22 protein-coding genes are annotated in these 26,056 nt (G+C 40.1%); 10 read left to right on the top strand and 12 right to left on the bottom strand.

Annotated features, from left to right (window positions below):
• Positions 1–102 precede the first annotated feature (102 nt).
• Together GQR39_RS14550 and GQR39_RS14545 are read left to right on the top strand one after the other, a co-directional pair.
• Complete coding sequence (locus GQR39_RS14550) at positions 103–2,643, top strand: TonB-dependent receptor (RefSeq protein WP_165735967.1); 2,541 nt, start codon at positions 103–105, stop codon at positions 2,641–2,643.
• Between the two features lie 215 nt (positions 2,644–2,858).
• Positions 2,859–3,059, top strand: coding sequence for a ribosome alternative rescue factor ArfA (locus GQR39_RS14545; protein WP_002963106.1), 201 nt, complete (start codon positions 2,859–2,861; stop codon positions 3,057–3,059).
• A 907-nt stretch (positions 3,060–3,966) separates the two neighbouring features.
• Here the strand turns inward: GQR39_RS14545 and GQR39_RS14540 are convergent.
• The gene (locus GQR39_RS14540; RefSeq protein ID WP_165735966.1) at positions 3,967–4,947 is read right to left on the bottom strand and encodes a helix-turn-helix domain-containing protein; all 981 of its coding nucleotides are present in this window, start codon (positions 4,945–4,947) and stop codon (positions 3,967–3,969) included.
• A gap of 220 nt (positions 4,948–5,167) precedes the next feature.
• On the opposite strand from GQR39_RS14540, the gene GQR39_RS14535 reads away from it, so the two are divergent.
• The 3 genes from GQR39_RS14535 to eat are packed head-to-tail and all read left to right on the top strand — an operon-like array spanning position 5,168 to position 8,921.
• Complete coding sequence (locus GQR39_RS14535) at positions 5,168–6,574, top strand: ethanolamine ammonia-lyase subunit EutB (RefSeq protein ID WP_165735965.1); 1,407 nt, start codon at positions 5,168–5,170, stop codon at positions 6,572–6,574.
• Positions 6,571–7,458 (top strand): ethanolamine ammonia-lyase subunit EutC, encoded by an 888-nt coding sequence (eutC, locus tag GQR39_RS14530; protein WP_165735964.1) that lies wholly within the window; start codon positions 6,571–6,573, stop codon positions 7,456–7,458. The genes GQR39_RS14535 and eutC overlap by 4 nt, the downstream gene beginning before the upstream one ends.
• Positions 7,459–7,517: 59 nt before the next feature.
• On the top strand, positions 7,518–8,921 hold the full coding sequence (gene eat, locus GQR39_RS14525) for an ethanolamine permease (RefSeq protein WP_165735963.1): 1,404 nt from the start codon (positions 7,518–7,520) through the stop codon (positions 8,919–8,921).
• Positions 8,922–9,050: 129 nt separating this feature from the next.
• On the opposite strand, the gene arfB is transcribed toward eat, so the two are convergent.
• A complete protein-coding gene (gene arfB, locus GQR39_RS14520; RefSeq protein ID WP_007583522.1) occupies positions 9,051–9,464 on the bottom strand; it encodes an alternative ribosome rescue aminoacyl-tRNA hydrolase ArfB in 414 nt (137 codons plus the stop codon).
• A gap of 192 nt (positions 9,465–9,656) precedes the next feature.
• On the opposite strand from arfB, the gene GQR39_RS14515 reads away from it, so the two are divergent.
• Positions 9,657–10,235 (top strand): short-chain dehydrogenase, encoded by a 579-nt coding sequence (locus GQR39_RS14515; RefSeq protein ID WP_165735962.1) that lies wholly within the window; start codon positions 9,657–9,659, stop codon positions 10,233–10,235.
• A gap of 162 nt (positions 10,236–10,397) precedes the next feature.
• Here the strand turns inward: GQR39_RS14515 and katG are convergent, their stop codons facing one another.
• Positions 10,398–12,578, bottom strand: coding sequence for a catalase/peroxidase HPI (gene katG, locus GQR39_RS14510; protein ID WP_165735961.1), 2,181 nt, complete (start codon positions 12,576–12,578; stop codon positions 10,398–10,400).
• Positions 12,579–13,746: 1,168 nt separating this feature from the next.
• Between katG and GQR39_RS14505 the strand changes: the two genes are divergently transcribed.
• A complete protein-coding gene (locus GQR39_RS14505) occupies positions 13,747–14,637 on the top strand; it encodes a tetratricopeptide repeat protein (RefSeq protein ID WP_007583526.1) in 891 nt (296 codons plus the stop codon).
• Between the two features lie 667 nt (positions 14,638–15,304).
• On the opposite strand, the gene deoD is transcribed toward GQR39_RS14505, so the two are convergent.
• A complete protein-coding gene (gene deoD / locus GQR39_RS14500) occupies positions 15,305–16,009 on the bottom strand; it encodes a purine-nucleoside phosphorylase (protein WP_002959109.1) in 705 nt (234 codons plus the stop codon).
• The gene (locus GQR39_RS14495; RefSeq protein ID WP_010555228.1) at positions 16,009–17,241 is read right to left on the bottom strand and encodes a phosphopentomutase; all 1,233 of its coding nucleotides are present in this window, start codon (positions 17,239–17,241) and stop codon (positions 16,009–16,011) included. Before GQR39_RS14495 ends, deoD begins: the two co-directional genes overlap by 1 nt.
• Positions 17,242–17,433: 192 nt before the next feature.
• Here GQR39_RS14495 and udk point away from each other — a divergent pair, with 192 nt between their 5' ends.
• From udk to GQR39_RS14480, 3 genes are all read left to right on the top strand, one after another.
• On the top strand, positions 17,434–18,066 hold the full coding sequence (udk, locus tag GQR39_RS14490; RefSeq protein ID WP_007583533.1) for a uridine kinase: 633 nt from the start codon (positions 17,434–17,436) through the stop codon (positions 18,064–18,066).
• 17 nt (positions 18,067–18,083) lie between these two features.
• Positions 18,084–19,310, top strand: a complete 1,227-nt coding sequence (locus GQR39_RS14485) for a NupC/NupG family nucleoside CNT transporter (RefSeq protein WP_007583535.1) — start codon at positions 18,084–18,086, stop codon at positions 19,308–19,310.
• 306 nt (positions 19,311–19,616) lie between these two features.
• Complete coding sequence (locus GQR39_RS14480) at positions 19,617–20,327, top strand: transporter substrate-binding domain-containing protein (RefSeq protein WP_346774499.1); 711 nt, start codon at positions 19,617–19,619, stop codon at positions 20,325–20,327.
• Between the two features lie 825 nt (positions 20,328–21,152).
• Here the strand turns inward: GQR39_RS14480 and GQR39_RS14475 are convergent.
• The 7 genes from GQR39_RS14475 to GQR39_RS14445 all read right to left on the bottom strand — a co-directional run bounded on the left by GQR39_RS14475 (position 21,153) and on the right by GQR39_RS14445 (position 26,038).
• The gene (locus GQR39_RS14475) at positions 21,153–21,362 is read right to left on the bottom strand and encodes a cold-shock protein (protein ID WP_002959120.1); all 210 of its coding nucleotides are present in this window, start codon (positions 21,360–21,362) and stop codon (positions 21,153–21,155) included.
• A 235-nt stretch (positions 21,363–21,597) separates the two neighbouring features.
• Positions 21,598–22,314, bottom strand: coding sequence for a hypothetical protein (locus GQR39_RS14470; protein ID WP_165735960.1), 717 nt, complete (start codon positions 22,312–22,314; stop codon positions 21,598–21,600).
• The gene (locus tag GQR39_RS14465; RefSeq protein WP_165735959.1) at positions 22,311–23,051 is read right to left on the bottom strand and encodes an iron transporter; all 741 of its coding nucleotides are present in this window, start codon (positions 23,049–23,051) and stop codon (positions 22,311–22,313) included. Before GQR39_RS14465 ends, GQR39_RS14470 begins: the two co-directional genes overlap by 4 nt.
• The gene (locus tag GQR39_RS14460; RefSeq protein WP_165735958.1) at positions 23,038–23,391 is read right to left on the bottom strand and encodes a cupredoxin domain-containing protein; all 354 of its coding nucleotides are present in this window, start codon (positions 23,389–23,391) and stop codon (positions 23,038–23,040) included. The genes GQR39_RS14465 and GQR39_RS14460 overlap by 14 nt, the downstream gene beginning before the upstream one ends.
• A complete protein-coding gene (locus GQR39_RS14455; protein ID WP_165735957.1) occupies positions 23,384–24,697 on the bottom strand; it encodes an ATP-binding protein in 1,314 nt (437 codons plus the stop codon). The genes GQR39_RS14460 and GQR39_RS14455 overlap by 8 nt, the downstream gene beginning before the upstream one ends.
• A 26-nt stretch (positions 24,698–24,723) precedes the next feature.
• On the bottom strand, positions 24,724–25,383 hold the full coding sequence (locus tag GQR39_RS14450) for a response regulator transcription factor (RefSeq protein WP_165735956.1): 660 nt from the start codon (positions 25,381–25,383) through the stop codon (positions 24,724–24,726).
• Between the two features lie 7 nt (positions 25,384–25,390).
• Complete coding sequence (locus GQR39_RS14445) at positions 25,391–26,038, bottom strand: hypothetical protein (RefSeq protein WP_165735955.1); 648 nt, start codon at positions 26,036–26,038, stop codon at positions 25,391–25,393.
• Positions 26,039–26,056: the final 18 nt, after the last annotated feature.

The following is a 26,056-nucleotide window of genomic DNA, read 5'->3' as shown; positions in this document are numbered from 1 at the left end:
CATTTCTTTTTGTTTGCATATGTTGCTAGGATGTTTGCAACAGGTTATGAGCATCATAACCACACACATATTATAAGAACACAAAAAAACAGGGTCGTCACTATGCCAACATACCGTTTAAACACACTTGCTGTAGCCGTTGCTTTCGCGTTTAGCGCACCAAGCATTGTTAACGCAGAAGAAGCACCAGTGCAAGCTGCTAAAAACATTGAGCAAATATCTGTATTAGGATCGCGTGTATCTAACCGTACTTCTACTGAGTCTTCTTCTCCTATTGATTTAATTGACGCAGATGATTTAACCAAAGGTGGCTTTACCGAGCTTGGCCAAAGCCTGCAAGCGACAGCGCCTTCATTTAACTTTTCGCGTACACAAGTATCTGACGGTTCTGATTTATTTAGACCCGCCACACTTCGTGGCTTACAGCCAGATCAAACCCTTGTATTAGTAAATGGTAAACGTCGCCATAACCAATCAATTTTTGGCCTTAACGGTACGGTTGGCGCAGGCGCTGCGGGTACCGATATGAATGCCATTCCGCTAACGGCCCTTAAAGGCGTTGAAGTATTACGCGATGGCGCAGCGGCTCAGTATGGCTCTGATGCTATTGCAGGCGTAATTAACTTATCTCTTAATAACTCAACCGGTATTACAACGGGTTTTGTACAATACGGCGGCACAAGTGAAGGTGACGGCGACACTATTTCAGCAGGTTTAAACCGTGGTTTTGAATTAGGTAACGAAGGCGGCTTTATTAACCTATCGCTTGAGTACCGTGATGCCGATGGCACTAACCGCGCCGAGCGTGATACGGGTGGTTCGCTTAATGTTGAACCAGGTACGTTAAGTGAAGATGTGCGCTGGGGCCAAGGTAACTCAGAAAGTGAATTTACATCGTTATTTTACAACATGGCTTTACCAATGGGCGACGGCGAGCTTTACTCGTTTGGTGGCTACTCAGAGCGCACGGCGCTGGGTAATGGTTTTTACCGTAACTTTAACGAAGCGTCTAAAAACGTAACCCAAGTATATAGCGATGGTTTTTTACCGCGCATATATAACGAAGCACAAGATATTTCAGTCGCGCTTGGTTTTAAAGGCGATATAAACACAGATTGGAATTACGATGTATCGGCCGTTTATGGTGAAAATCAATACGACTTTACATCACGCAATACATTAAACGCTTCTTACGCGGCTGAGTATTTATTTAACAACCCAAGTGCAAGCGATGCCGATATTGCAGCAAATTCAGGCCCTAGTGGCGGTTACTCAGGTGGTTTTAGATTTGATCAAACAACGGTTAACCTTGATGTAAACGGTATTGTAGATATTGGCCGTGGTGAACCTTTATATGTAACAGTAGGCGCTGAATACCGTAAAGAAAACTACGAAATAGTACCTGGCGATGAAGCATCATACGCCTGTGGACTAGCAAATATGGATACCTCGTACCCATCAGTAAACGATCCAGACCAATTTGCACAGTGTGGTTTTCAGGCTTATAACGGCCTACGCCCTGAAGCGGCTAACGACAGCGACCGTAACAGCTACGCAGTTTATGTAGACGTAGAAACAATGATCACCGACGCATGGAACGTCAGTGGTGCGCTACGTTATGAAGATTTCTCAGATGCTGGCGACGATTTAATTGGTAAATTAGCAACACGTTATGAATTTTCAGATGACTTTGCTGTACGTGGTGCGGTATCTACTGGTTTTAGAGCACCATCACTTCAACAAAGTGGTTATACAGCCTTTACAACTAACTTAGGCTCAGACGGTACATTAACGCAGTCGTTCACTGCAAACACCGGTACAGCCTTCCCAAGTGCGTTAGGTGTAGACAGCTTAAAGCTTGAAACATCAACAAACTACAGTGCTGGTTTTGTTTACGATGTAACAAGCGAGCTTTCGCTAACGGTTGATTTTTACCGCGTAGAAATTGAAGACCGTATTACGCTTGGCAGCTTACTTACGGCTGACGACGTATCGTTTAGCTCAGACGCTGTAGCAGCGCTACAAGCAACGGGAGCAGTACAAGCTAATTACTTCTCAAACTCGGTTGATTCTACTACGCAAGGCGTTGATATTATTGCATCGTACCGTACAGAAGTTGAAGGTGGCAATTTAGGAGTAACCTTTGCAGGTAACCTAAACGATACTAAAATTGACGGCGTAAATGCTGAAGACGGTATTCCTGAAGCGGTTGCTTTTGATGATTTACAACGTAGCTTTTTTACCGACGGACAACCTAGTGAACGTGCAACGCTTACGTTTGACTACGAACGCGATGCCTACACATCAACCATTCGCTTTAACTACTTTGGCGAAACAGATGTAAAATACTTTGGTAATGACCATATTTCATTACCAGGTGAGCTTTCGCCAACAGGATCGTTTAAACCAACAAGTACGGTTGAGTCTGCTGTGTTAGTTGATTTAAATGTTAGCTACCAAATTAACGACATGTTTGCGCTTTCAGTGGGTGCCGATAACGTATTTGACGAAACGCCAGACGAGCTAGGCGACGACGAAGTACTTAACTTTATCACCAACGGTGCATTTAAATACCCTGTACGCGCATTGCCATACGGCTTTGACGGCAGAACGTACTATGCAAAAGTAAGCTTTAGTTTTTAATTATCTTATAAAAAAGTAAAGCAAACTAAGTAATATTAAGCGCAGTTATTAACTGCGCTTTTTTTATGCTTTTTTATTATAAAAAAGTACCTGTTGGGCATTAAAAATACTTGCGCGGTTGAAAATTAAGCCTACAATCGCCATCTCTTAAATAGGCTAATATAAAAGCCTCTTTATTATTTAACTTAAAATAACCATTAGTTGATAGGAAATATATGACTAAAAAATCTAAAGCAAAAACCGCAAACACCAGCGCGGTAGATACAGGGCGAGGCGTTATAAACCACAATGCACTAGCGGCGATGGTCACCTCTAAATTATTTAAACCACAAGTGGTTAAAGCTAAAAAAGGCAAAGGTTCGTTTAAACGCAACAACAAGCATTCAGGACAAGAGTCCTATTTAATCGCGGCTTAAATAGCACCGATCAAATAGGGCTTTTGAATATAGTAAGCGAGGTTTTATACCTCGCTTTTACTTTTAAAGCATACAAGCCACGTTACATAAGCGCGAAATAAATTCGCACCTACGGGTTTGGTATTTGCACGGTGTAGGTGAGGTTTTACACCTCGCTTTCACTTTTAGAGCATTAAAGCCATGTTACATAAGCGCGAAATAAATTCGCACCTACGGGTTTGGTGTTTGCACGATGTAGGTGAGGTTTTATACCTCACTTTCACTTTTAGAGCATTAAAGCCATGTTACATGAGCGCGAAATAAATTCGCACCTACGGGTTCGGTGTTGATGTAGGTGAGGTTTTATACTTCGCTTTCACTTTTAGAGCATTTAAGCCACGTTACATTAGCGCGAAATAAATTCGCACCTACGGGTTTGGTATTTGCACGATGTAGGTGAGGTTTTATACCTCGCTTTCACTTTTAGAGCATTAAAGCCATGTTACATAAGCGCGAAATAAATTCGCACCTACGGGTTTGGTGTTTGCACGATGTAGGTGAGGTTTTATACCTCACTTTCACTTTTAGAGCATTAAAGCCATGTTACATGAGCGCGAAATAAATTCGCACCTACGGGTTCGGTGTTGATGTAGGTGAGGTTTTATACTTCGCTTTCACTTTTAGAGCATTTAAGCCACGTTACATTAGCGCGAAATAAATTCGCACCTACGGGTTTGGTGTTTGCACGATGTAGGTGAGGTTTTATACCTCGCTTTCACTTTTAGAGCATTCAAGCCATGTTACATAAGCGCGAAATAAATTCGCAGCTACGGGTTTGGTGTTTGCACGATGTAGGTGAGGTTTTATACCTCGCTTTCACTTTTAGAGCATTAAAGCTACGTTACATGAGCGCGAAGTAAATTCGCACCTACAAGTTTGTAGAGCACGGTGGTTTAAACTGCTGTGCTGAATTTTTAACTGTTTGTGATGGGTTTTCACCAAATAGTTGCGTGTAATCTTTAGCAAATTGTCCCGCATGCCAAAATCCCCAATTGGCTGCTATTACTGAAATTGGCTTATCTTGGTTTAATTTTTTTAGTTCCCGCCTTACATTATTTAAGCGTGTTAAACGTAAAAACCGCAAAGGGTTAATTCCTAAAATACTCTCAAAACTATACTGAAGTGTGCGCCTACTTACAAAAGCAAGCTCGCACAGCTCGGTTATGGTTATTGGGTTTTGTGGATTTGTGGCCACGTAATCTTTTACTTTATCTACTACGGCTTTTCTATGTTTATAACTTGGCGCAATATTTTGTTGTGGATTATCTGCTTGTAATAAGTGTAGTGCCAACATGTTTAGCATATCTTGTTGCGATTCGGTTTTAAGTCCAAAGCCCTTGCCTACAACCATGCTATTAATTATTTGCCTTGCCGTTTGCAATGATGAGTTACTCACCGATAAGCGAGCTGATTGGGCAGATGATAGGTTTTTCAATGTTACGCCTTGTAGTTGCGCCATATATTCAATTGAATTCCAATCGATTACCAAACCATAAATATTAAATTGCTCAGGGGTTATCAGCTCAAAGTCATTATCACTTGTACGGCACATAAATTGATTACTTGCCACACTTAGACCATTAATCTTACTTTGCTGCGACTGACAAGGAATGCCAAGCCAAACAGAATTGGGGGCGATGTTACATTGCTGACGAAGCGCTCGCTCGGTGTATTCTTTAAACACATGAATATTGACGTAATCTGTTTCTTCAATAAAACCATAAAAGCTGCCGTCGCTCATTTGATCGTATTTTTGCTGCCATTGAGTAAGGCTATGCGCTTGCTCGTCTATGTCATGTGTTTGCACCTTGCTCTTTAGTGGTGCGTTGTAGCTACTTTGCTGCGCCATATAGGGGATGCTCTTTTTCGTTACACTTTTATTATGGTTAAGTTAACACCGCTTTGCGTATGTAACCAATTGAATTGGATTAATAAATAATCTTTTGCCGAAATTCGATAGTTACTTGGTACAAAATAAGCTGTCTTGTAACTATTGAAAATTGATTTATAGCTAAAGATGCAGCAAAACCTATACCAAGGTTTATCATATTAGTTATGTGGAGTAAATCATGGGGCAAGCGTACAGTTACACTTTAGGTACACACACTTATAAATTCAAGAACTTAGCCCAGTTAATGGCTAAAGCAACGCCGCAACGTTCGGGTGATCGCTTAGCGGGCGTCATTGCACAATCAGCACAAGAACGTGCTGTGGCTCAAATGACATTGGCCGATGTACCTCTTAAAACATTTTTAAATGAGGTACTTATTCCCTACGAAGATGACGAAATTACACGCTTAATTATTGACGAGCACGATGCCAATGCCTTTATGGCTATTGCACATTTAACCGTAGGCGATTTTCGTAATTGGCTTTTAAGCGACTTTGCAACACCCGCTATACTTGCAAGTATAAGGCAAGGTATTACGCCCGAAATGGCTGCTGCTGTTAGCAAAATAATGCGCAATCAAGATCTCATATTAATTGCTAAAAAGTGCCATGTTACGAGTGCTTTTAGAAACACTATTGGCCTTCCTGGGCATTTATCTACACGTTTACAACCAAATCATCCAACTGACGATATTAACGGTATTGCTGCATGCATGCTTGATGGGCTGCTATACGGTAATGGCGATGCCGTAATAGGTATAAACCCAGCAACCGATAACGTTGCCCAAGCCATTAAATTAATGACATTAATGGATGATGTTATTCAAAAATACGCCATACCGACGCAAAGCTGTGTGCTTACCCATGTTACTAACACTATTGAATGTATAGAAGCTGGCGCACCGGTTGATTTGGTATTTCAATCGATTGGCGGCACGGAGGCTACTAACTCAAGTTTTGGTTTTAATTTAAATACCTTAGTTGAAGCGCAAGATGCCGCTTTGAGTTTAAAGCGCGGCACTGTTGGCAATAATGTGATGTATTTTGAAACTGGGCAAGGCAGTTCGCTTTCAGCAAATGCGCATCATGGGCTTGATCAGCAAACGTGTGAAGCTCGCGCTTATGCAGTTGCTCGTAAGTTTGATCCGTTACTGGTTAATACCGTGGTGGGGTTTATTGGCCCTGAATATTTGTTTGATGGTAAAGAAATTACCCGAGCAGGACTTGAGGATCACTTTTGCGCTAAGTTACTAGGCATACCGATGGGGTGCGACGTGTGTTACACCAATCATGCAGAGGCCGATCAAAACGATATGGATAATTTGCTAACGCTATTAGGTGTTGCAGGTTGCTCGTTTGTAATGGGAATACCTGGCTCTGACGATATTATGCTTAACTACCAAACTACGTCGTTTCATGATGCATTATATGTGCGTCGAGTTCTTGGCTCTAGACCCGCCCCTGAGTTTGAAGCATGGCTAAGCAAAATGAAAATTATGCAAAGCACTACCGACATCACACTTTCAGATACCTTGCCTCCCGCTTTTGCTAAACCTCTGGGTGCAATTACTGGAGGTGGCTCATGAAATCACGTTCAAAACCGACCACTCCATTAGATAACTCAGTAAACGAGCATAAAAATAACGGTAATGTAGTGCACAATCCTTGGAGTGATTTACGGCGTTTTACCGACGCCCGTATTGGGCTTGGTCGCGCTGGTATAAGTTTGCCAACCTCAGAAATGCTGGCTTTTCAGCTATCTCATGCACAAGCGCGTGATGCGGTGAGTTTTCCGCTTGATATTAACGAAATGACTGAGCAACTAGGCAGTATTAGTGCTCTAAAAGAGGTTGCCCCTCCCCTGCATTTACACAGCCAAGCCGTTGACAGGGTTACTTACCTTCAGCGACCCGATTTAGGCCGCAAACTTGATGAAAATGGTAGGCAAGTACTTCTCAGCTATATGAATAAACAAAAGCACACTGCGCAGGCTAAATACGATTTAGCAATTGTAGTGGTTGATGGACTTTCGTCGTTGGCGGTACAAAAAAATGCATACCCATTTATAACAGAGCTATTAACGCATCTTACAACAGACAAGCAATTTAAAATTGCTCCCATTACTTTGGTTGAGCAAGGGCGAGTAGCGATTGGCGACGATATAGGTGAGTTGCTAAATGCGCAGGTGGTTATGGTGTTAATAGGAGAGCGCCCAGGACTTAGTTCGCCAGATAGCCTTGGCTTGTATTTAACATGGGAGCCCAAAACAGGACTTAACGATGCATGTCGTAATTGCATATCGAATATTCGCCCTGCAGGCCTATCTTATACAGAAGCGGCGAGACGCGCACTGTACTTATTACGTGAAGCTAAAAAACTAAAACTAACTGGGGTTAATTTAAAAGACCGCACACAAGATGATGTAATTGAGCATCAGGTTTCAACCACTAACTTTTTAATTGCTGAGTAATTTTAATTAAAAACACATGAAATAAAAAAATAAAAACTAAACATCAACGGAGAAAGGTTATGTCTACTAATAATACAGAGTACCTTGCTAAAAGACAGTTAAAACAGGGTACTGCGGGGTGGTTATTGCTCGCAGGTTTGGGTGTGTCGTATGTAATATCGGGTGACTTTGCAGGCTGGAACTTTGGTATCGCCGAAGCCGGTTGGGGTGGTTTTGCCATTGCTGCAGTATTAATGGCGGTTATGTATTTAGCGCTTGTACTATCGCTTGCTGAAATGTCAGCTGCAATACCTGCTGCAGGCGGAGGTTATAGTTTTGCGCGTCAAGCTATCGGGCCAGCGGGAGGCTATTTAACCGGGCTTGCCGTATTAATTGAATACGCCTTAGCGCCCGCTGCTATTGTTATTTTTATAGGCTCGGCAGTTGAAGCCCTCACCGGATTTAATGGCCCATGGGTATATGCATTATTTTACTTACTATTTGTGGGAATTCATTTAGCGGGCGTAGGAGAAGCGCTTAAAGTAATGATGGTAATAAGTGGTTTAGCGGTATTAGCTATTATTGCAACGGCTTTTGTTTTAATCACAAATTTTGATGCATCGCGCTTATTTGACGTCCCCGTAACCGATGCAGTGGGAGCTAGTGAGTTTTTACCTTTAGGTTGGTACGGGGTTTGGGCTGCATTACCGTTTGCCATGTGGTTATTTTTGGCGGTTGAAGGTGTACCGCTTGCTGCTGAAGAAGCAAAAGATCCCGCTAAAGATGTGCCAAAAGGCATTATTGGTGCAATGATCTTTTTGTTATTTACTGCTTTTTTAGTTGTTGTTTTAGTGCCTGGTGCTGGCGGTGCTGCTGCAATGGGGGCAAGTGCAGTGCCTTTAGTTGATGCATTAAATGCATCCGGTAGTGAGGGCTTAGCAACCGTTGTAAATATATTAGGGCTTGCGGGTTTAGTTGCTTCGTTTTTCTCTATTATTTATGGTTATAGTCGCTTAGTGTTTGCTCTATCTAGAGCCGGTTATTTACCACGTTCGTTGTCTATTACGACTAATCGCAAAGTGCCAGCACGTGCGTTGATTGTACCTGCAGTATTTGGCTTTTTAGTATCACTCAGTGGTGAGGGTGATTTAATACTTGCAATGGCAGTAGTAGGTGCAACGCTCTCGTATGCATTAATGGCGCTGAGCCATATTTTACTTCGCGTTAAACAACCTGATTTACCTCGCCCGTACAAAACTCCAGGTGGCGTAGTTACGTCAAGTATTGCTTTAGTACTTTCGCTTATAGCATTAACGGGTGTGTATGCGTTTGACCCTCGTGCATTTTTATACACTATGGTGCTGTTTATTGTGGGCGCCGCATATTACTTTGGCTATAGCTCAAAACACTTAGTTGCTAAAAGCGCTGATGAAGAGTTTGCAATGTTGGCAAATGCAGAATCTGATTTAGAAATGGCTAAGTAGGTATTAATAGTTATTAAATATAAGTGAGGCTACCCCTCACTTATATTTTTATACGTACAATACGATGTAAAAATGGTGCCTGCATGTAGGCATCAAGTCCTTTATCTACTTTATTAATACCGTTTAAAACTAAAACTTTATGTTGCCGCGTAGCGCTTTGTTTTGCCCGTGTTTGGTTTTTTTGTCCATGCGCTTTCGCTGTGAATTACGGCTAGGTTTGGTGGCACGACGCGCTTTATTAACAACGGTAGCACTAAGTATTAAATCTTTTAAGCGCTTAAGGGCATCTTCTCGGTTTAGCTCTTGAGTACGATGGCTTTGCGCTTTAATTATTAAAACGCCCTCTTTGGTAATTCTTGTATCATTTAAGGCTAGCAAACGCTCTTTATAAAAATCAGGTAATTTAGAGCGGTTAATATCAAAGCGTAAATGAATTGCACTTGCGACTTTGTTAACATTTTGACCACCGGCACCTTGCGAACGAATAGCCGTTAGCTCTAGTTCCCATTCATCGATAGTGACAGTATTTGAAATTGTTAACATTGTGTTCAGCTCTATTTGTCAAAAATGTATTATATCATCAGTACATTAGCTTGTGGTGAATGAACTAAATTCTTAGAACTTAAATAAATTCTCATAAATTGTACTATAAAATCAGCCAATATATTATTTTGTGTTGGCAAGTGTTGCTTATTAGTTTCTAATTGGCACAACTTTAATACTAGGAAATGCTCAATGAAAAAAATACTTGTATCACTTAGCTTATTAGCAATGAGTTTCTCAAGCCTTGCAGTAGATATTAACGAAGGTCAACTTCAAAGCTATATGAAAGCACTGCCAGCTGTAACGAGCTGGGCAAGCAGCCAAGAGTCTTTAAAAGACTTAGACTTAGACTTAGCAAGTATGTTAGGTGGTTCTGCAGATCAAAGTGTTGACGAACAAAGCTCTTTAGCTAATAGCGCACTAAGCATGATTAAAGAGCAAGACCTATACAAAAGCTTCGCGGGTGTTACAGGCCGCTACGGCTTTACACCAGAGCAACTAGTAACTGTAGGTTCTGAAGTATCAATGGCTTATATCGAAAACCTTAAATCGGGTTTATCTGCTGATAATCAAGAAACAGCGAATAAAGTAATGGGCGGTTTTCAAAGTATGAAAAGTGCTAAAGATAAAGGCGCTAGTTCGTTAATGGGTTCGTTTGGTAAATCGTCAAGCGCAGCTGAGGAGTCTACAGAGTCTTTAGTAAGCGAAAGCAACCTTGAACTTGTGAGCGAATACATGCCACAACTACAAAAGCTTTTTGCACTTCTATAAGTTTTATTGTTTTATAAAAAGGTGGCTTTTGCCGCCTTTTTTAATGCCTAATTTTTATATGACTTAGATAAATTACAATATTTTATAAGTAATACTGACCGGGACTATATGCAAAAACGGGGGAGTAAATTATTACTCCCCCGTTTTTATTTAGCGTACAGATTATTTAAGATCGAATCTGTCTGCGTTCATTACTTTTACCCATGCATTTACAAAGTCATGTACAAAGCGCTCTTTGTTGTCGTCTTGTGCATAAAACTCAGCAAGTGCGCGCAATATAGAGTTTGATCCAAATACTAAATCAACGCGTGTTGCAGTCCATTTAGTAGTGCCACTTTTACGGTCTACTATATTGTATAAACCTTTTTGAGTTGGCTCCCAACGGTTTGACATGTCAGTTAAGTTTACAAAGAAGTCGTTGGTTAATGAGCCTACGCTATTTGTAAATACACCATGCTCGCTGCCAGCATAGTTAGTACCTAGTACTCGCATCCCACCAATAAGTACCGACATTTCTGGTGCACTTAATCCCATTAGTTGGCTGCGCTCTAGTAATAACTCTTCCGCTGACACTGCGTAATCTTTTTTCAGCCAGTTTCTAAAACCATCGTGAATGGGTTCTAGTACATCAAACGATTCTGCATCAGTCATTTCGTCTGTTGCATCTCCACGTCCTGGAGCAAACGGCACGTTTACATCAACACCGGCTTGTTTTGCAGCTTGTTCTACGGCTGCTGTACCACCTAAAACAATTAAGTCGGCGATGCTAACAGGTTTACTCAAGCCAGCCTGCACTTTTTCAAGCGCACTAAGTACTGATGCTAAACGTTCTGGCTCATTACCTTGCCAATCTTTTTGCGGTGCTAAACGAATGCGTGCACCATTTGCGCCGCCACGTTTATCAGAACCACGATAAGTACGTGCGCTATCCCAAGCTGTATTTATTAAATCAGCGGCACTAACACCACAATTTAATAATGTCGTTTTTAAATTGCTAATTTCGTCGTCTGTTAATGTGTAATCAACGGTTGGAATTGGATCTTGCCAAATTAAGTCTTCGCTTGGTACGTCAGCACCTAAGTAACATGATTTAGGGCCTAAATCGCGGTGAGTTAGTTTAAACCAGGCACGTGCAAACACGTCTGAAAAGTAGTCAAAGTCGTTATAAAAACGCTCAATAATTTTACGGTACGTTGGGTCCACTTTCATGGCCATATCAGCATCTGTCATCATTGGGTTTAAACGAATTGATGAATCTTCTACATCGACAGGTTTGTCTTCTTCTTTAATATTAATAGGCTCCCACTGATGAGCGCCTGCAGGGCTTTTAGTGAGTTCCCATTCGTAGGTTAATAAAAGCTTACAGTATTCGTTATCCCATTGTGTTGGGTGCGTAGTCCATGCGCCCTCTACACCTGATGTAACTGTATCGCGGCCAATCCCACGGGTTGTAGTGTTATTCCAACCAAGGCCTTGCTCGTGTACGTCAGCTGCTTCTGGTTCTGGTCCTAAGTTTTCTGCTTTGCCATTACCGTGCGCTTTACCTACTGTGTGTCCGCCTACCGTTAATGCGGCGGTTTCTTCGTCATCCATTGCCATACGTGCAAAAGTTTCGCGAATTTGGGCCGCTGTTTTAAGCGGATCAGGAATACCATTTACACCTTCAGGGTTGACATAAATTAAGCCCATTTGTACTGCGGCTAATGGATTTTCCATGGTGTCTGGTTTATCTACACTTTCGTAACGGCCGTCACTTGGCGCTAACCATTCTTTTTCGGCTCCCCAGTAAACGTCTTTTTCAGGATGCCAAATATCTTCTCGGCCGCCGGCAAAACCAAAGGTTTTTAAGCCCATTGATTCGTATGCCATGTTGCCCGCTAAAATAATTAAGTCGGCCCATGAAAGCTTGTTACCGTATTTTTTCTTTATTGGCCAAAGTAAACGGCGCGCTTTGTCGAGGTTACCGTTATCTGGCCATGAATTTAGTGGCGCAAAACGTTGATTACCTGTACCACCGCCCCCTCTACCATCGGCTAAACGGTATGAACCCGCTGAGTGCCATGCTAAACGAATCATTAAACCGCCGTAATGTCCCCAATCGGCTGGCCACCAATCTTGGCTATCGGTCATTAAGCTTTTTACGTCTGTTTTTAGCGCGTCAAGATCGATTGATTTAAATGCTTCAGCGTAATTAAAGTCGCTATTGTATGGATTTGATTTGGTGTCGTGCTGATGAAGAATGTCTAAGTTTAGGGCATTTGGCCACCAATCAGTATTGGGATTAGACGTTTTAGTATTACTGCCGTGCATGACCGGACATTGGCCTGCTTTAGGGTTGCTCATTCTGGAATCCTTATAATAGAAAAGTAAAATACTTAATCAATCAGTATTGTTGTTTATGTATTTATAACTTTTTAAAAAGTAACGGTTATTTTTATTTAATCGGCTTACTTATTATTTAGTGTGCCTGCCTAAACACTTACGTATCCTTAATATAGGCGCATAAATTATGCTTCGCCAGCCTCAACATACTATTTAAAACGATTGCTCCAATTTATATTTTTGATTGGCCTTTTGCTAATGATGTATTTAACAATAGCTTGTAATTACATTCAAAATAATAGTAAAAATAAATCTGACGACGCTCGTGTAAGGTATTACGTAAGATAAAAAAACAAATTAGTGAATTAACCTTAACCTTTTTACTAGACCTGTGATCGAATTGAAAAATTTCGGCGTAATGGTATGTGAAGGGTTTGAAAGTGGCTTTAATTTATTTGAAGCGCACATTGGAATACCCCCCTTCACCATGAAATTGTAGTTATATAGTTATAATTATAAAGGTGCATTACTTAAGCCCAATGCACCTTTACTTTATAAACCGAATACTTTGAGTATTCTTATATTTTTAACTAATTGAATTGAATTAAGTATTTGTTCATAAAGATTCAGTTAGTATGAAGTTGTTCTCCTGTGAATCCCTACGACATATTGTTGTTTTAAGCAGTTTTTGCCAGCTCATATTGAGCTGGTTTTTTTTGCCTATTTTTTCCTAAAACCACCTTAGTATTAGCAAAATGCTCATGCTTTAACCTGTTATTGCTAGGGCGTGTTGACCTTTGTGGATTGAAATTTGTTTAATCTAGGGACGATTTAATCCGGCGCGAGGTTTGTAACCTAGTGGGCTAAGTAAAAACCGAGCAACAAAGAGTAAATCGTCCCTAGAAAGAACCCTAAGGGCAGCGCATGTTTGGCATTTATGCTTCGTTATCGCCTATTTATGGGGAATAACCACACTACATAGGCTCTGCCTTGCCTAAAAACCAAATATACAGCTGCAAAATTAATCACGAAAGATCAACACGCCCTAGCCTCTAGACTAAAAAATTCTTACAACTATTGCTCCTATCTAAATTAGGTCAATTTTAATCCACAAATAACAACGCGCCCTAGTGCCATTCAGCCCTGCATGTTAAAGTTATTACAGTAATTAATTTAATTAGGCGTACCGATGCGTTATTACCTATCTACACTTTTTGTTTGTTTAACTTTTTTTTCGGGCATAGTAAATTCTGCTGAACAAAAACCAGCAGCCCCTACAGCACAACAAGAGCAACAAGCCCTCAAACAACTTAAAGAGTCTATGTTTAAACCGCTAATGGAGCGCTACATACTCGACGAGCTAAAAGCCGTAAGGCAAGATCAACAAAAACTCCGTGAGGATGTAACTAAGCAAGTTACTCATGCACAGCTTGATACTGCAGATCGCGCATTAACATACACTACCGATACTATTAATAATGTATTTTTTATAATTACCGCTACGGCTTCTATTTTGGTTTTAGTGGGCTGGAACTCACTACGCGATGTTAAAAACAAAGTAGAAGATATTGTAAATACACGTGTAAGTGTAATTACTGACGAGTATGAAGACCGATTAAAAATTCTTGAAGAAAAACTACGCGTACGCTCAGAAGAAATACTCAGTAACCAAGAGCGCATATCGGTTACCAACGAGGTTCATTCGTTATGGATGCGTGCCAATTTAGAAAGTGATTTTGCTAATAAAATTGAAATATTTGATGAGATTTTAAAACGCAAACCAGAGGATGTTGAAGCCATTGCTTATAAGGCCGATGCGTTATTAGAAATAAATGAAACAGCACAAGCCATTGAGTTGTGTAATCAAGCCATTGATATAGATAGTGTCTATGGTTATGCCTATTGGCAACGAGCATGTGCTTATGCGCTAACACATAAGCATGCTGATGCATTAGCCGACATTAAAATGGCACTCGAATACTCTCCAAATTTACGTAATGAGCTATTACATGAGAGCGCATTTGCAAGCTTACATGACAACGACAGCTTTAATACGATAGTAGCTGGTGAAGTTGTTTAAGCACTCAGTATTTGGCCTGTATGATTAGGCGCAACATCATAAAAAAGGGCCTTGGTCCTTTTTTTGTTTTTAAAGGTTATGTTTGTTGTGTAATTAAGTAATTAGAAGCTACGCTTCTCGCGCGAGCAAGCTTAGCGCCTACGTGGAAAACTTAACGCGGTGGTTAAAATTCACTTGTAGACGCGCTGCTTGCTGGCGTTTAAAAACGTAGTTTTTAGGATGGGTGATTAAGTAATTAGAAGCTGCGCTTCTCGCGCGAGCAAGCTCTGCGCCTACGTGGAAAACTTAACGCGGTGGCTAAAATCCACCTGTAGACGCGCTGCTTGCAGGCGTTTAAAAACGCAGTTTTTAGATGGTTGAATTAATACCAACCCGCAATAATACTTAATCATTTTTAGGGGCTAAACGTGTCGCTACCTGCGTTAAAAAATTCTCATTTAGAACAACTAAATAGCGAATTTTTTGCCTAGCTATCAACACGTTTTTCCATCCTCAAAATAGATCACTTAATTAAGCGAATTGGTATAAGTAATTAGAAGCTGCTACCCATTTTCTTCAGGCATAAAAAAAGCCGCATAAATGCGGCTTTGGAGGTTTAGTCTCACTTCACTTTGGGCGTGTCTCCAAAACTTAGTGAATACGTTACCAAGGAACTGTTATGTATTATTTAAGCTATTGACTCTAAAGCAATTTTAACCATTTCGTTAAACGTGCTTTGACGCTCATCAGCAGGTGTTGCTTCGCCAGTGATTACGTGGTCACTTACTGTAAATAATGCCATTGCGTTTGCGCCGTATTCAGCTGCAACGCCGTATAAACCTGCTGTTTCCATATCTACTGCTAGCATGCCTAACTTGTCTAAGTCTTTATAGAACGAGTCATCTGCTTGATAGAATGTGTCTGTCGTAAATACATTACCTACTTTTGCTTTAATTCCTAGCTCTTTAGCAGCGTTTACGCCGTTTAAAAGTAGGTCAAAGTTAGCAATAGCAGCAAAATCGTAGCCACGTACGCGTGCACGGTTTACGTTTGAATCTGTGCTTGCACCTTGTGCAAAAATTACGTCACGAATTTTGATATCTGTGCCAATACCGCCACACGTACCAATACGTATAATATTTTTAACGCCAAAGCTTACAATTAGCTCACGTGCATAAATAGACATTGATGGAATGCCCATGCCTGAACCCATGATACTTACTGGCTTACCTTTGTAAGTACCAGTGAAACCGTACATGTTACGAACGCCTGTAACTTGTACTGCATCATCTAAAAAGTTTTCAGCAATATATTGCGCACGTAGCGGATCGCCTGGCATTAATACTGTTTCGGCGAAATCACCAACGTTTGCACTGATATGCGGAGTACTCATTAATTGTTTTCCTTTTTATTTGGCGTTTTTAGCTCATTTAAAAAGCTGTCGCCGTAATCAAGCGCAGATAAGCTAAACCACTGTGCCAGTGTTTGACCTATATCTGCAAAGCTGTTGCGTTCACCTAATGGTGTGTTACTCATACCTGGCTGGTATGCAATAACAGGTACGTATTCACGAGTGTGCTCAGAACCTGGAAAGGTTGGGTCACAGCCATGATCTGCAGTGATCATTAATACGTCATCTGCTTTTAACTGATTTAGTATAGTTGGTAAATAGTCATCAAATTCTTTTAATGCTTTTGCGTATCCTACTGGATTACGACGATGACCAAATTTTTCATCAAAATCAACTAGGTTAGTAAAGATTAAGCTACGATCTGGCGCGCTTTCCATTACTTCGCTAGTTTTTTCTAGCAAGTTCATAAGTCCAGGTGCTTTATGCTTTTGGGTTATGCCCTGATGCGCGTAAATATCTGAAATTTTACCAATACTAATTACTTCGCCGCCGTCTTTTGCTAGTACATCTAGCAATGTTGGTGCAGGCGGAAGTACTGAATAGTCACGACGATTACCCGTTCGAGCAAAGTCTTGGCTATTTGAACCCAAAAATGGCCGCGCAATCACTCGTCCTATATTCATTTCATCAAGTAGCGCCCGTGCGATTTCGCAAACTTGATAAAGCTTCTCTAGGCCGAATGACTCTTCATGCGCGGCTATTTGAAACACGCTATCAGCTGAGGTGTAACAGATTGGTTTACCTGTTTTTACGTGCTCTTCACCTAGCTGTTCTAAAATGGTAGTTCCTGATGCATGGCAATTGCCTAAAATGCCTGGAATACCTGTACGAGCAATAAACTCGTCTATAAATTCTTGTGGGAAACTTGGCTGTGTTTTTGGGAAATATCCCCAATCAAATAACACAGGTACGCCTGCCATTTCCCAATGACCTGATGGCGTGTCTTTTCCGCTAGAGATTTCTTTAGCGTAACCCCATGCACCTTGAGGAGCTTGGCGGTCTGAAATTAAACACGGTTCGCCACCGGCAGCTTCGCATGCATCCACTAACCCAAGTTTTGATAGGTTAGGAAGCGACAGCGCACTGCCTGTTTCGTCGTAATATGCTTTTAGTAAGTGAGCGAATGTATTAGCCCCAAGATCGCCGAATTTATCTGCATCTGGTGCTGCACCGATTCCTAGGCTATCTGCCATTAAAATAATTGCTCTTGCCATTTTGACCTCACTTTGATTCTAGGTGGTTACTTTATCCGCTGATCGAATTTTCCGTACAGGACAAAAGTCCTGTTTCATAAAACCTAAACATTATAAATTTGCACCCTTGAGCGAAGCAAAAGAGATTAATCGTGTCTTTTTTGCTATTGTGATCTACCAACAATATATCTTTCTGTGTGGATGAGAACTTTAGTGACACGAACTACTATTATAGCCATTGCAGGCGCATCAGCGTCGGGCAAATCTCTTTTTAGCCAAACAATTTACAATGAATTGGTTAATGAGCTTGAACCAGGCGCTATCGCCATTATTGAAGAAGATGCTTATTACAAGGATCAGTCGCATTTGCCGATGGCTCATCGTACGCAAACAAATTACGACCATCCAGATGCATTTGAACACGCATTAATGCTTGAGCATTTAACGCAACTTCGTTGTGGTAACTCAGTAGAAGTACCAACGTATGATTATGCACAGCACACGCGTAGCGCAACCACACGCCGAGTGCCAGCTGCTAAAATACTGATTGTTGAAGGTATTTTACTATTGAGTGATAAAGCGCTTAATAAAGAATTTGATATTAAGGTGTTTATAGACACACCTTTAGATATTTGTTTAATGCGTCGTATGCAACGTGATATGGAGCAACGAGGCAGAACATTACAATCTGTTGTTGAGCAATATCAGGCAACTGTTAGACCGATGTTTTATCAATTCATTGAGCCTTCTAAGCATAATGCTGATTTAGTTGTGACTCGAGGCGGCATGAACCGCGTTGCGATTGATATAATAAAAAGTAAAATTAAATATTTACTACAAGAATAACAACGGGAAACATTTGTATGACAACATTTATGAGCTTAGTAGGCATGTGTGTGCTACTAAGCATTGCCTTTGCTGCGTCAACTAATCGCAAGGCAATTAATTTAAGAACCGTTGGTATAGCATTTGCGATGCAAATTGTTATAGGCGGTTTTGTTCTGTTTTTCGAAGCAGGAAAAAATGTGTTAACTAGCATGTCATCAGCCGTCTCATCGGTTATTGGTTATGCTAATGATGGTATTGGGTTTTTATTTGGTCCACTCGCCTCACAAGACACATTAGGTTTTATTTTTGCAATTCAAGTTTTGCCAGTTATCGTGTTTTTCTCAGCGCTTGTTGCTGTGTTATATCACCTTGGCATTATGGATTGGATAATTAGGATTTTAGGCGGCGGTTTACAAAAATTATTGAAGACCTCGCGCACAGAATCGCTTTCAGCAACTGCAAATATTTTTGTAGGCCAAACTGAAGCACCGTTAATAGTTAAGCCATTTATAGCAACGATGACAAAATCGGAATTGTTTGCAGTAATGGTAGGTGGCTTAGCCACTGTAGCAGGCTCTGTAATGGCCGGTTACGTAATTATTGGCGTAGATCTTAAGTATCTTATTGCTGCGAGCTTTATGGCTGCACCAGGTGGTTTCTTAATGGCCAAGATGATTGTGCCAGAAACTGAAACGCCTAGAGATAACTTAGCTGATTTAGATTTAGATGACGAAGATAAGCCTGTAAATGTAATTGATGCAGCTGCATCAGGTGCTGCAAACGGTATGCATTTAGCACTTAATGTAGGTGCAATGTTACTTGCTTTTGTAGCGCTAATTGCATTATTAAACGGTTTATTAGGCGGTATTGGCGGGTGGTTTGATTACCCAACATTAACGCTTCAAGAAATATTAGGTTATGTATTTGCTCCAGTTGCATGGTTACTAGGTGTGCCATGGGATGAAGCGATTATAGCCGGCAGCTTTATTGGTCAAAAGATAGTAGTAAACGAGTTTGTTGCTTACTTAGACTTTATAAATTATCGCGATACGTTAAGCGCGCACACACAAGCAATCGTTACTTTTGCTTTATGTGGGTTTGCTAACTTATCATCGATAGCCATTTTACTAGGTGGGTTAGGCGGTATGGCGCCTAGTCGGCGGAAGGATATCGCACGCTTAGGGCTCAGAGCAGTGTTAGCAGGATCTATGGCTAACCTTATGAGCGCAGCAATTGCTGGGTTTTTCCTCTCGCTAGCTTAGAAACTTATTGAGATGAACACCGGTGTTGCAAAACAAGAGGATAGCGCTTTAAGGGGTTAAAGCTCTATCTGACTTGAACGATACTTCACCAAGGGCCGCAAGGCCCTTTTATCGTTTTAGGCCTTAATTTTTAGCCTCAACTACTTCTAACCTCGAACCACTTATCTATCTAGCCCCCTTTATAGTTATACATAACTCAAATAAACCAATATCTTAGTAACAAGTTCACATAAATAATTTTTGTGTTTTTCATATTTTCAGCCACACTTATTATTACTTAAGCTAACCGAATGACGATTCGCTATTGTGAAATATATTCTTTATTCTCTTTTTTTAATTTGTTCTGTGTATGTTCAAGCAAAGGAAGCCCTGCTTGTTGTTACAGAGTTAGCACCACCAAACCAAGTATTGATTAATGGCGAGGTAGCAGGTGAAGGTACTCAGTTTATTAGAGATATATTTGCTGAGGCTGATCTCACACCTAACATTCAAATGTATCCTTGGGCACGTGCTTATAAAATTGCAGATGAGTTAAAAAACACCTTTATATACAGCCTTGCACGCACTGTAAAGCGAGAAAATAAATTTTATTGGATTGGACCAGTTGGACGATTTGAGATGGGCTTTATCGGCCTATCAGAGCGAAATGATCTTATTATAAATAATACTGAACAAGCAAAAGTGTATAAAATTGCAATGCAACGCAATGACTTTTCAACACAAACCCTCACGGGACTTGGCTTTGAAGTTGTTTTAACCTCTGATATTCAAAAATCATACTCCTTACTATTAGCTAAAAAAGTAGATTTAATTGTAGACGATCCTTTATTCATGCAGCAGATGAGTGATTATCTAAAGCTCAAACCAGCACACTTAAAGTTTATTTATAAAATAGATGAGCTAACAATTGATGCTTATTTAGCTGCAAATAAAAAAACAGATATGCATTTAATAGAAGCACTGCAAGCTGCATTTTTAAAAATAAAGCAAAATAAAGGGCTGCCTTACGAAAGATAAATCATTGAAGGTAAGTATGCTTATAGGCGGCAAAATCATCTTTCATTTTTAACTTTTTATATTCTTTGTTAAATCGCTTTATGGCACACACAACTACTTACTTATTAAATGCGATGCAATTGCTAGCAAGCGCACAAAGATGTAATTTTTGCAGCCTTTCAGCACCTTCCAAACTCTATAGTCAAAGGTTCCAGCTGATGCATTATTGTCATTATGAGCCCAAAATTAGATCTATTTTTCTTTTTAAAAACAAATCCATATATTGTTTTCGCCTCCAAACATTAGTAAGTTTTTACCCGCTTTAAAACCAATTTTATTTACTATGATTCGTATATATCACCCCTTACAATTTTAAAGAAAACAGCTTTGCATCTTTTTGATTATTTATACTAATACCAATTCCAATAAATAGAGGTTCACGTTCGGTGTTTTCGCTATTGAAACAATGCCTAAGTGAGGGTCTTTATGAACTAAGTTATAAGCACGCTTCCAAAGAAGCAATTTAAACTCGCAGGTTATATCAATAGCTGTGCAAATATCTTTTACAATATCGAGAGTACTACTAACAAGCTGGTCTTTGTCGTTTTGAATTTGTTGTTTTGAAATTATAAGGGAGAAATGTTCGGTATAAATTACAAGCTTAAACTCACTTGCATTAGCGCAATGGCTTAGAAGAATAGAAAAACGAATATTAGGAGGGGCTAAATAATAGCAATATCATTTAGTTAATTTACATTGATAATGGGCGTTGCTTGGTTTGAGTCAAATTTCAGACACAAAAAAAGCGCCTTAAGCGCTTTTTTTCATTTTACTTAAAAAGTAAAATTATACAGCTGTGATGTTATCAGCTTGTGGACCTTTTTGACCTTGTGAAAGAGTAAACTCTACACGTTGGCCTTCAGCTAAAGTTTTGAAACCTTCGCTTTTGATTGCTGAGAAATGTGCGAAAACGTCTGGGCCATTTTCTTGCTCGATGAAACCAAAACCTTTAGACTCGTTAAACCACTTAACTGTACCTGATACGATGTTAGACATTGTAATATCCTGAAATAAAAATAAAAATATGCTCATAAGAGCGGGTGTAGCAAAAAATGAGATGGTACTTTAAAAACTTCAGGACGGTACTACAAGTATTACTTATATCGAAATGGAGATTTATAGCTTACATGCTTTCTTTCTAGCTGCGGCCCACTATATAGAGTTTAAATAATATGTCAAGTACCTATCTATAATCAGAATAATAAACAATCAAAACTACTTTTAGTTGTTATTAAAATTCAAATTCTAATGCGAGCCTAAAACTATGGTTTTTTTCTGATTGGCTTATCTCAGTGATGAAACCCGCCTCCCATTTTAATTGCTTTTGCCCATCAAAGCGCTGTAAACCTATAAAGCCAGGTCCTATACCAATAAAGTCTTCTCCTGCGTAAACCTCTATAGAGGGCTGGAAAGCAGAGCGATATCGATAGCGATATTGTGCTCTAAACTCACTTTCCCATTCATTTTTAATGTCTTGCCCCCACTCGTACACTAAAAAGGCATTCATAGTTAAGCTTGTTTTACCAAACTCTTTTTCGATCACAAAACCCGAAGTTGCCTCATACACATCTTCGTTATGTTTTTTTTCAAGCTCAAATAACGCGCCCCAATCAGCCCATAATTTACCTTGCTCAATTAATTGCCAACGTAGCTCAAGCTCATAAGCTTCTAATCCAAAGTCGCCGTTATCGTCTCGCTCACCAACTAAATAGCCTTCGAGTGCCATTGTATCGTTAATAGCACCACCGCCACCCAAACGCTGCGCTAGTATGTTGCCACTATCTGTTTGGTGCGACACTAACCGCCATTCAAACTCTCGCTCAAAAGGTAAAACATAGGGGTGATATACCTTATCAACAACAATTCCATCGGCCTTTGCTGGGGTTGAAAGTACCAACAAACAAAAAACGGTAAAGCTAAGCGCTAAATATAGGTTGAGTGCTTTCATACACGTTCCTTAGTTATTGAGGCTGGAATAACATAACAAAGTAATAAAAATAACACGCTGCTTGTACTATATATAAGTACACTCATTAAATCAGGAGTGGCCTCGTAACCAACAAGAGCACGCAGTACGCGGCCTAGCTCAGAGTTTTCGTTTAACAAATCACGTAAATCCCACACTGTTGAGGTGTTTGTAATTAAATCTATTTGACTCGCTAAATCCAGTGCAACTAATAACTTAGCCGCGCTGTTAAAAGCAAGCAAAGTAAAAAGCGGATACATACCAAAACGGTGCTTAATTGCATTCATTAAAAAGTACAGCAATACGCTAAAACTTAAACAAATTCCCACACCTAATAAAGTGCCAATAAATAAGCTTTGCCCTGCATCATTATTTTGCCAAAAACTGGTGAGGTAAATAATATAATGGCTTAAATACAGCGTTATTGTGCTTATAATTGCGATATAAAATGCCGCTGACTTTTGCTTTAGTGCAAATACCAATACAGCAATAAATATAGTGATACATAGCCCTATTTGTGAGTACTCTAACCCTTGGTGTTCAAACCACTGGCTAACCCACGACGCACTTTGCATGTACAAAAACGACATTACCGCGCCTATTACTAAAGCAGAGCCTATTTTTAAAGAGCTTTGTTTTTTAACTACTTGTAGTAGCACTAATAAAATAGCCACTGGTAGTAATTGGTTAAGGCTCATGACTAAACTAGTTATTAGCATGCTGCGCCCCTTCATCGTTAACTATAACAACGCCCCTTGCTGTATTTGGCGAAAACTCACCAAAAAACTCGTAATGCCCTTTACTTAGTGGCCCTATATAAATAATGCTTTTACGATTTGGGTAGAGTACTTTTTCTCTGTTTAGATCAAAGCTATCAAACTCTTCTGGTGTGCTGTCTTGGTTTTCTATCAATAGTTTTACTTTTTTATTTGCGGGAATAATTATTTGCGAGGGATAAAACAAATGATCTTTTAAAATAATAAGGTACTCTTTACTCACCGCGTTAAACGACAAAAATAGCAAACAACAAAGACATTGATTGAATAAACGTTTAGTCACTTTTTACTCCTGTAAAAGTAACCTTAACGGTTAGTCCGCCTAAAGGGCTATTCGCTAAATGAATACTTGCGCCATAAATAGCAATTATGTGTTGAACAATCGCCATACCTAAACCCGCACCTTGCTCGCCTGATGGATGCTGATCGCCACCTACGCGATAAAAGCGATTGAATATTCGCTCTTTTTGCTCTTCAGTCATGCCCGCACCAGAATCATCAATTTGCCAACTATAGCTGTTATTATTTGATGCTAATTTAATTATTATTTGACCATTATTGGGGGTGTATTTTATGGCATTGCTAAGTAAATTAGCGATGAGTGTGGTTAATGTAAACTCATCACCATTAATAATAAAATCATCACCTTCAAGACTAATAGTTTGGTTTTTTTCATCTATTTTGTCGTATTGCTCCGATACGACTTGCTGAGTAATCGTTAGTAATGATTGTTCGCTAAACTGCCTCTGCCATTGCTCAGGCTGGGTGCGCCCTAAAATTAGCATTTGTTCAACAATATTACTTAAGCGATTAATGCCCTGCGACATGGCTTGTAATTCTTGATGGTTTTGCGAGTTGCTTTGCTTACTAGCTAAATTGTGTACATTAATTTTTAAACTACTGAGCGGGGTACGTAATTCGTGAGCTGCATCTGAGGCAAAAAAGCGCTCTCGTAAGTAGGCAGTTTCTACGCGCTTAAATAAGTCGTTTAAACGATTAATAACAGGTTTAATTTCCTCGTCGGTTACCTGCCAGTTAATTGGCGTAAAGTCGTTTGCTTGGCGAGTAGCCAGCTGCTTAGATAATCGAGTAAGAGGGGCTAATGCGTATTTAACAAAAAAGCTAATAAAAATAGCAAGCAGAGGGACTGCCCATAGCATAGGTAACATTGCAGATAAAATAACGGCTTCAGCTAATTCAAACCGCTTTGACATAGGCTCAGCAACGATGACTTTACGAGTATTTTTTCTCATCACAAACACTCGCATACGCTGCCCTGCTACATTGGCAGTTTGAAAGCCCTCGCTAAAACTAATTTGGTTATTCGTTAAACTCGATGAGCCGCTAAGTAAACTATTGTTTTGCCAGATTTGATACAACAACTGAGCACTATTATTGCTTACCTGTACTGCATTTGTGCTTAGTGCTAATGGTTGCTCAATTAAAACGCCAGCCACTATTTTAAGTTCATTATCAAGCAAGTTTTCGCCGTGGTGCATGCTTTTTTGGTAGCCTTTTACTAAAGCTAAAAAGCAAGTTAGCACCATCATTGAAAGTAAAATTAAGGTCAGGCGTTTACGAATAGACATTTTCAACCTCGAAAAACAAACACACTCTAACGCTTACCAACTACGTAGCCAATGCCACGTAAGGTTTTAATAAAATCGCTAGGGAATTTTTTACGAAGATGATGAATATGGACCTCTATGGCATTAGAGCCAACTTCTTCACCCCATTGGTAAAGTTTGTTTTCGAGCTGTTGTTTTGATTGCACCCTTCCCTGATTTTCCATCAGCGCTTTTAAAAGCATGTATTCTTTTCGCGGCAGTGTAAGTGACTGCCCACTTAGTGTAACTGTATGAGCAGATGTATCCATTACCACATCACCACAGCGCAATAAGCTTGATTGTGTTTGGTTAATGCGCCGACTTGCTACACGTAAACGGGCAAATAGCTCAGCGGGGTCAAACGGCTTTGCAAGGTAATCGTCAGCGCCCATGTCAAGCCCTTGGACTTTGTCATCAATACTGCCGCGAGCAGTTAAAATAACCACCGGAATAACTTTTTTTTGTGCTTTAATATGCTTTAAAACTTGCGAGCCGTCGCCATCAGGTAATCCTAAATCGAGAATAATAAGCTCAATCTCACCACTAGAAAGGCACTCTAAGGCATGCTTAACTGTGCCACTATGCTCTACGCTGTAGCCCTCTTGACGCAAAGAGCGAATAAGCCCTTGCGCCACTAAATGATCGTCCTCAACGAGTAATAAATGCATTATGTGTTTATCTTTTTAGTTTTTTATCTACTTTTACCAATAGCTGGCTTATTGCTTGTTGGCGATATTCATCTGCTTTTGCCCGAGTATCACGAATGCCCGCAGCTTGTGCTACAAGTAGTCGTGCTTTAGCTTGTTTATAATCGCCTTCGTCATACAAATATTCACCGTATAAGTAATTAGTATCAATGCCTTCGAGATTAAAAGCGAGCGCTTGTTTAAATAATTTTTCAGCTTTGTCGTCATCACCAAAACCAATTGGCCAACCGGGTACTTTGCTATAAAGCGTTGCAAGGCTTGCGTAAGCTGAGCCATTTAATGCACTGCCATCTATTGAGAGTGCATTTTCGAGTGACGTTTTTGCCTCTTTTGCTAAACCAAGTGCACCCAACCCGCCTTTTGCGCCTGCAAAACTGGCTAACACAATACCATTCCAAATATGTGTTTGTGCCGAGTTTGGGTAGTTTTTAACAAACAATGCACTTTGCTCACTTAGTTGCGTAAACGCGTCTATTTGCGCATCATCTTCAAGTTCGTAATTAGCAATTGCCCACTTTTGTTGAATAGAGGTTAAGTCTTGTGTTTCATCTGCGTGTACTGCGGTTGCAAATACAGTTGTTAATACTAAATAAAATGCGAGTATAAATTTATACATAATTTTGCCCTTGTGTGT

Origin of the sequence: Pseudoalteromonas sp. C8, from assembly GCF_011378685.1 — a bacterium.
GTDB lineage: Bacteria > Pseudomonadota > Gammaproteobacteria > Enterobacterales > Alteromonadaceae > Pseudoalteromonas > Pseudoalteromonas arctica.
This window is presented reverse-complemented; position numbering and strand designations above follow the sequence as displayed.

What these genes read in the sequence shown, in the direction of transcription:
- GQR39_RS14450 (WP_165735956.1), bottom strand. Translation starts at nt 25,383, where the DNA reads ATGCATTTATTACTCGTTGAGGACGATCATTTAGTGGCGCAAGGGCTT.
- GQR39_RS14485 (WP_007583535.1), top strand. Translation starts at nt 18,084, where the DNA reads ATGACAACATTTATGAGCTTAGTAGGCATGTGTGTGCTACTAAGCATT.
- GQR39_RS14495 (WP_010555228.1), bottom strand. Translation starts at nt 17,241, where the DNA reads ATGGCAAGAGCAATTATTTTAATGGCAGATAGCCTAGGAATCGGTGCA.
- GQR39_RS14540 (WP_165735966.1), bottom strand. Translation starts at nt 4,947, where the DNA reads ATGGCGCAGCAAAGTAGCTACAACGCACCACTAAAGAGCAAGGTGCAA.
- GQR39_RS14465 (WP_165735959.1), bottom strand. Translation starts at nt 23,051, where the DNA reads ATGCTAATAACTAGTTTAGTCATGAGCCTTAACCAATTACTACCAGTG.
- eutC (WP_165735964.1), top strand. Translation starts at nt 6,571, where the DNA reads ATGAAATCACGTTCAAAACCGACCACTCCATTAGATAACTCAGTAAAC.
- GQR39_RS14470 (WP_165735960.1), bottom strand. Translation starts at nt 22,314, where the DNA reads ATGAAAGCACTCAACCTATATTTAGCGCTTAGCTTTACCGTTTTTTGT.
- katG (WP_165735961.1), bottom strand. Translation starts at nt 12,578, where the DNA reads ATGAGCAACCCTAAAGCAGGCCAATGTCCGGTCATGCACGGCAGTAAT.
- GQR39_RS14475 (WP_002959120.1), bottom strand. Translation starts at nt 21,362, where the DNA reads ATGTCTAACATCGTATCAGGTACAGTTAAGTGGTTTAACGAGTCTAAA.
- arfB (WP_007583522.1), bottom strand. Translation starts at nt 9,464, where the DNA reads ATGTTAACAATTTCAAATACTGTCACTATCGATGAATGGGAACTAGAG.
- GQR39_RS14545 (WP_002963106.1), top strand. Translation starts at nt 2,859, where the DNA reads ATGACTAAAAAATCTAAAGCAAAAACCGCAAACACCAGCGCGGTAGAT.
- GQR39_RS14515 (WP_165735962.1), top strand. Translation starts at nt 9,657, where the DNA reads ATGAAAAAAATACTTGTATCACTTAGCTTATTAGCAATGAGTTTCTCA.
- GQR39_RS14550 (WP_165735967.1), top strand. Translation starts at nt 103, where the DNA reads ATGCCAACATACCGTTTAAACACACTTGCTGTAGCCGTTGCTTTCGCG.
- GQR39_RS14535 (WP_165735965.1), top strand. Translation starts at nt 5,168, where the DNA reads ATGGGGCAAGCGTACAGTTACACTTTAGGTACACACACTTATAAATTC.
- GQR39_RS14455 (WP_165735957.1), bottom strand. Translation starts at nt 24,697, where the DNA reads ATGTCTATTCGTAAACGCCTGACCTTAATTTTACTTTCAATGATGGTG.
- GQR39_RS14445 (WP_165735955.1), bottom strand. Translation starts at nt 26,038, where the DNA reads ATGTATAAATTTATACTCGCATTTTATTTAGTATTAACAACTGTATTT.
- eat (WP_165735963.1), top strand. Translation starts at nt 7,518, where the DNA reads ATGTCTACTAATAATACAGAGTACCTTGCTAAAAGACAGTTAAAACAG.
- GQR39_RS14505 (WP_007583526.1), top strand. Translation starts at nt 13,747, where the DNA reads ATGCGTTATTACCTATCTACACTTTTTGTTTGTTTAACTTTTTTTTCG.
- deoD (WP_002959109.1), bottom strand. Translation starts at nt 16,009, where the DNA reads ATGAGTACTCCGCATATCAGTGCAAACGTTGGTGATTTCGCCGAAACA.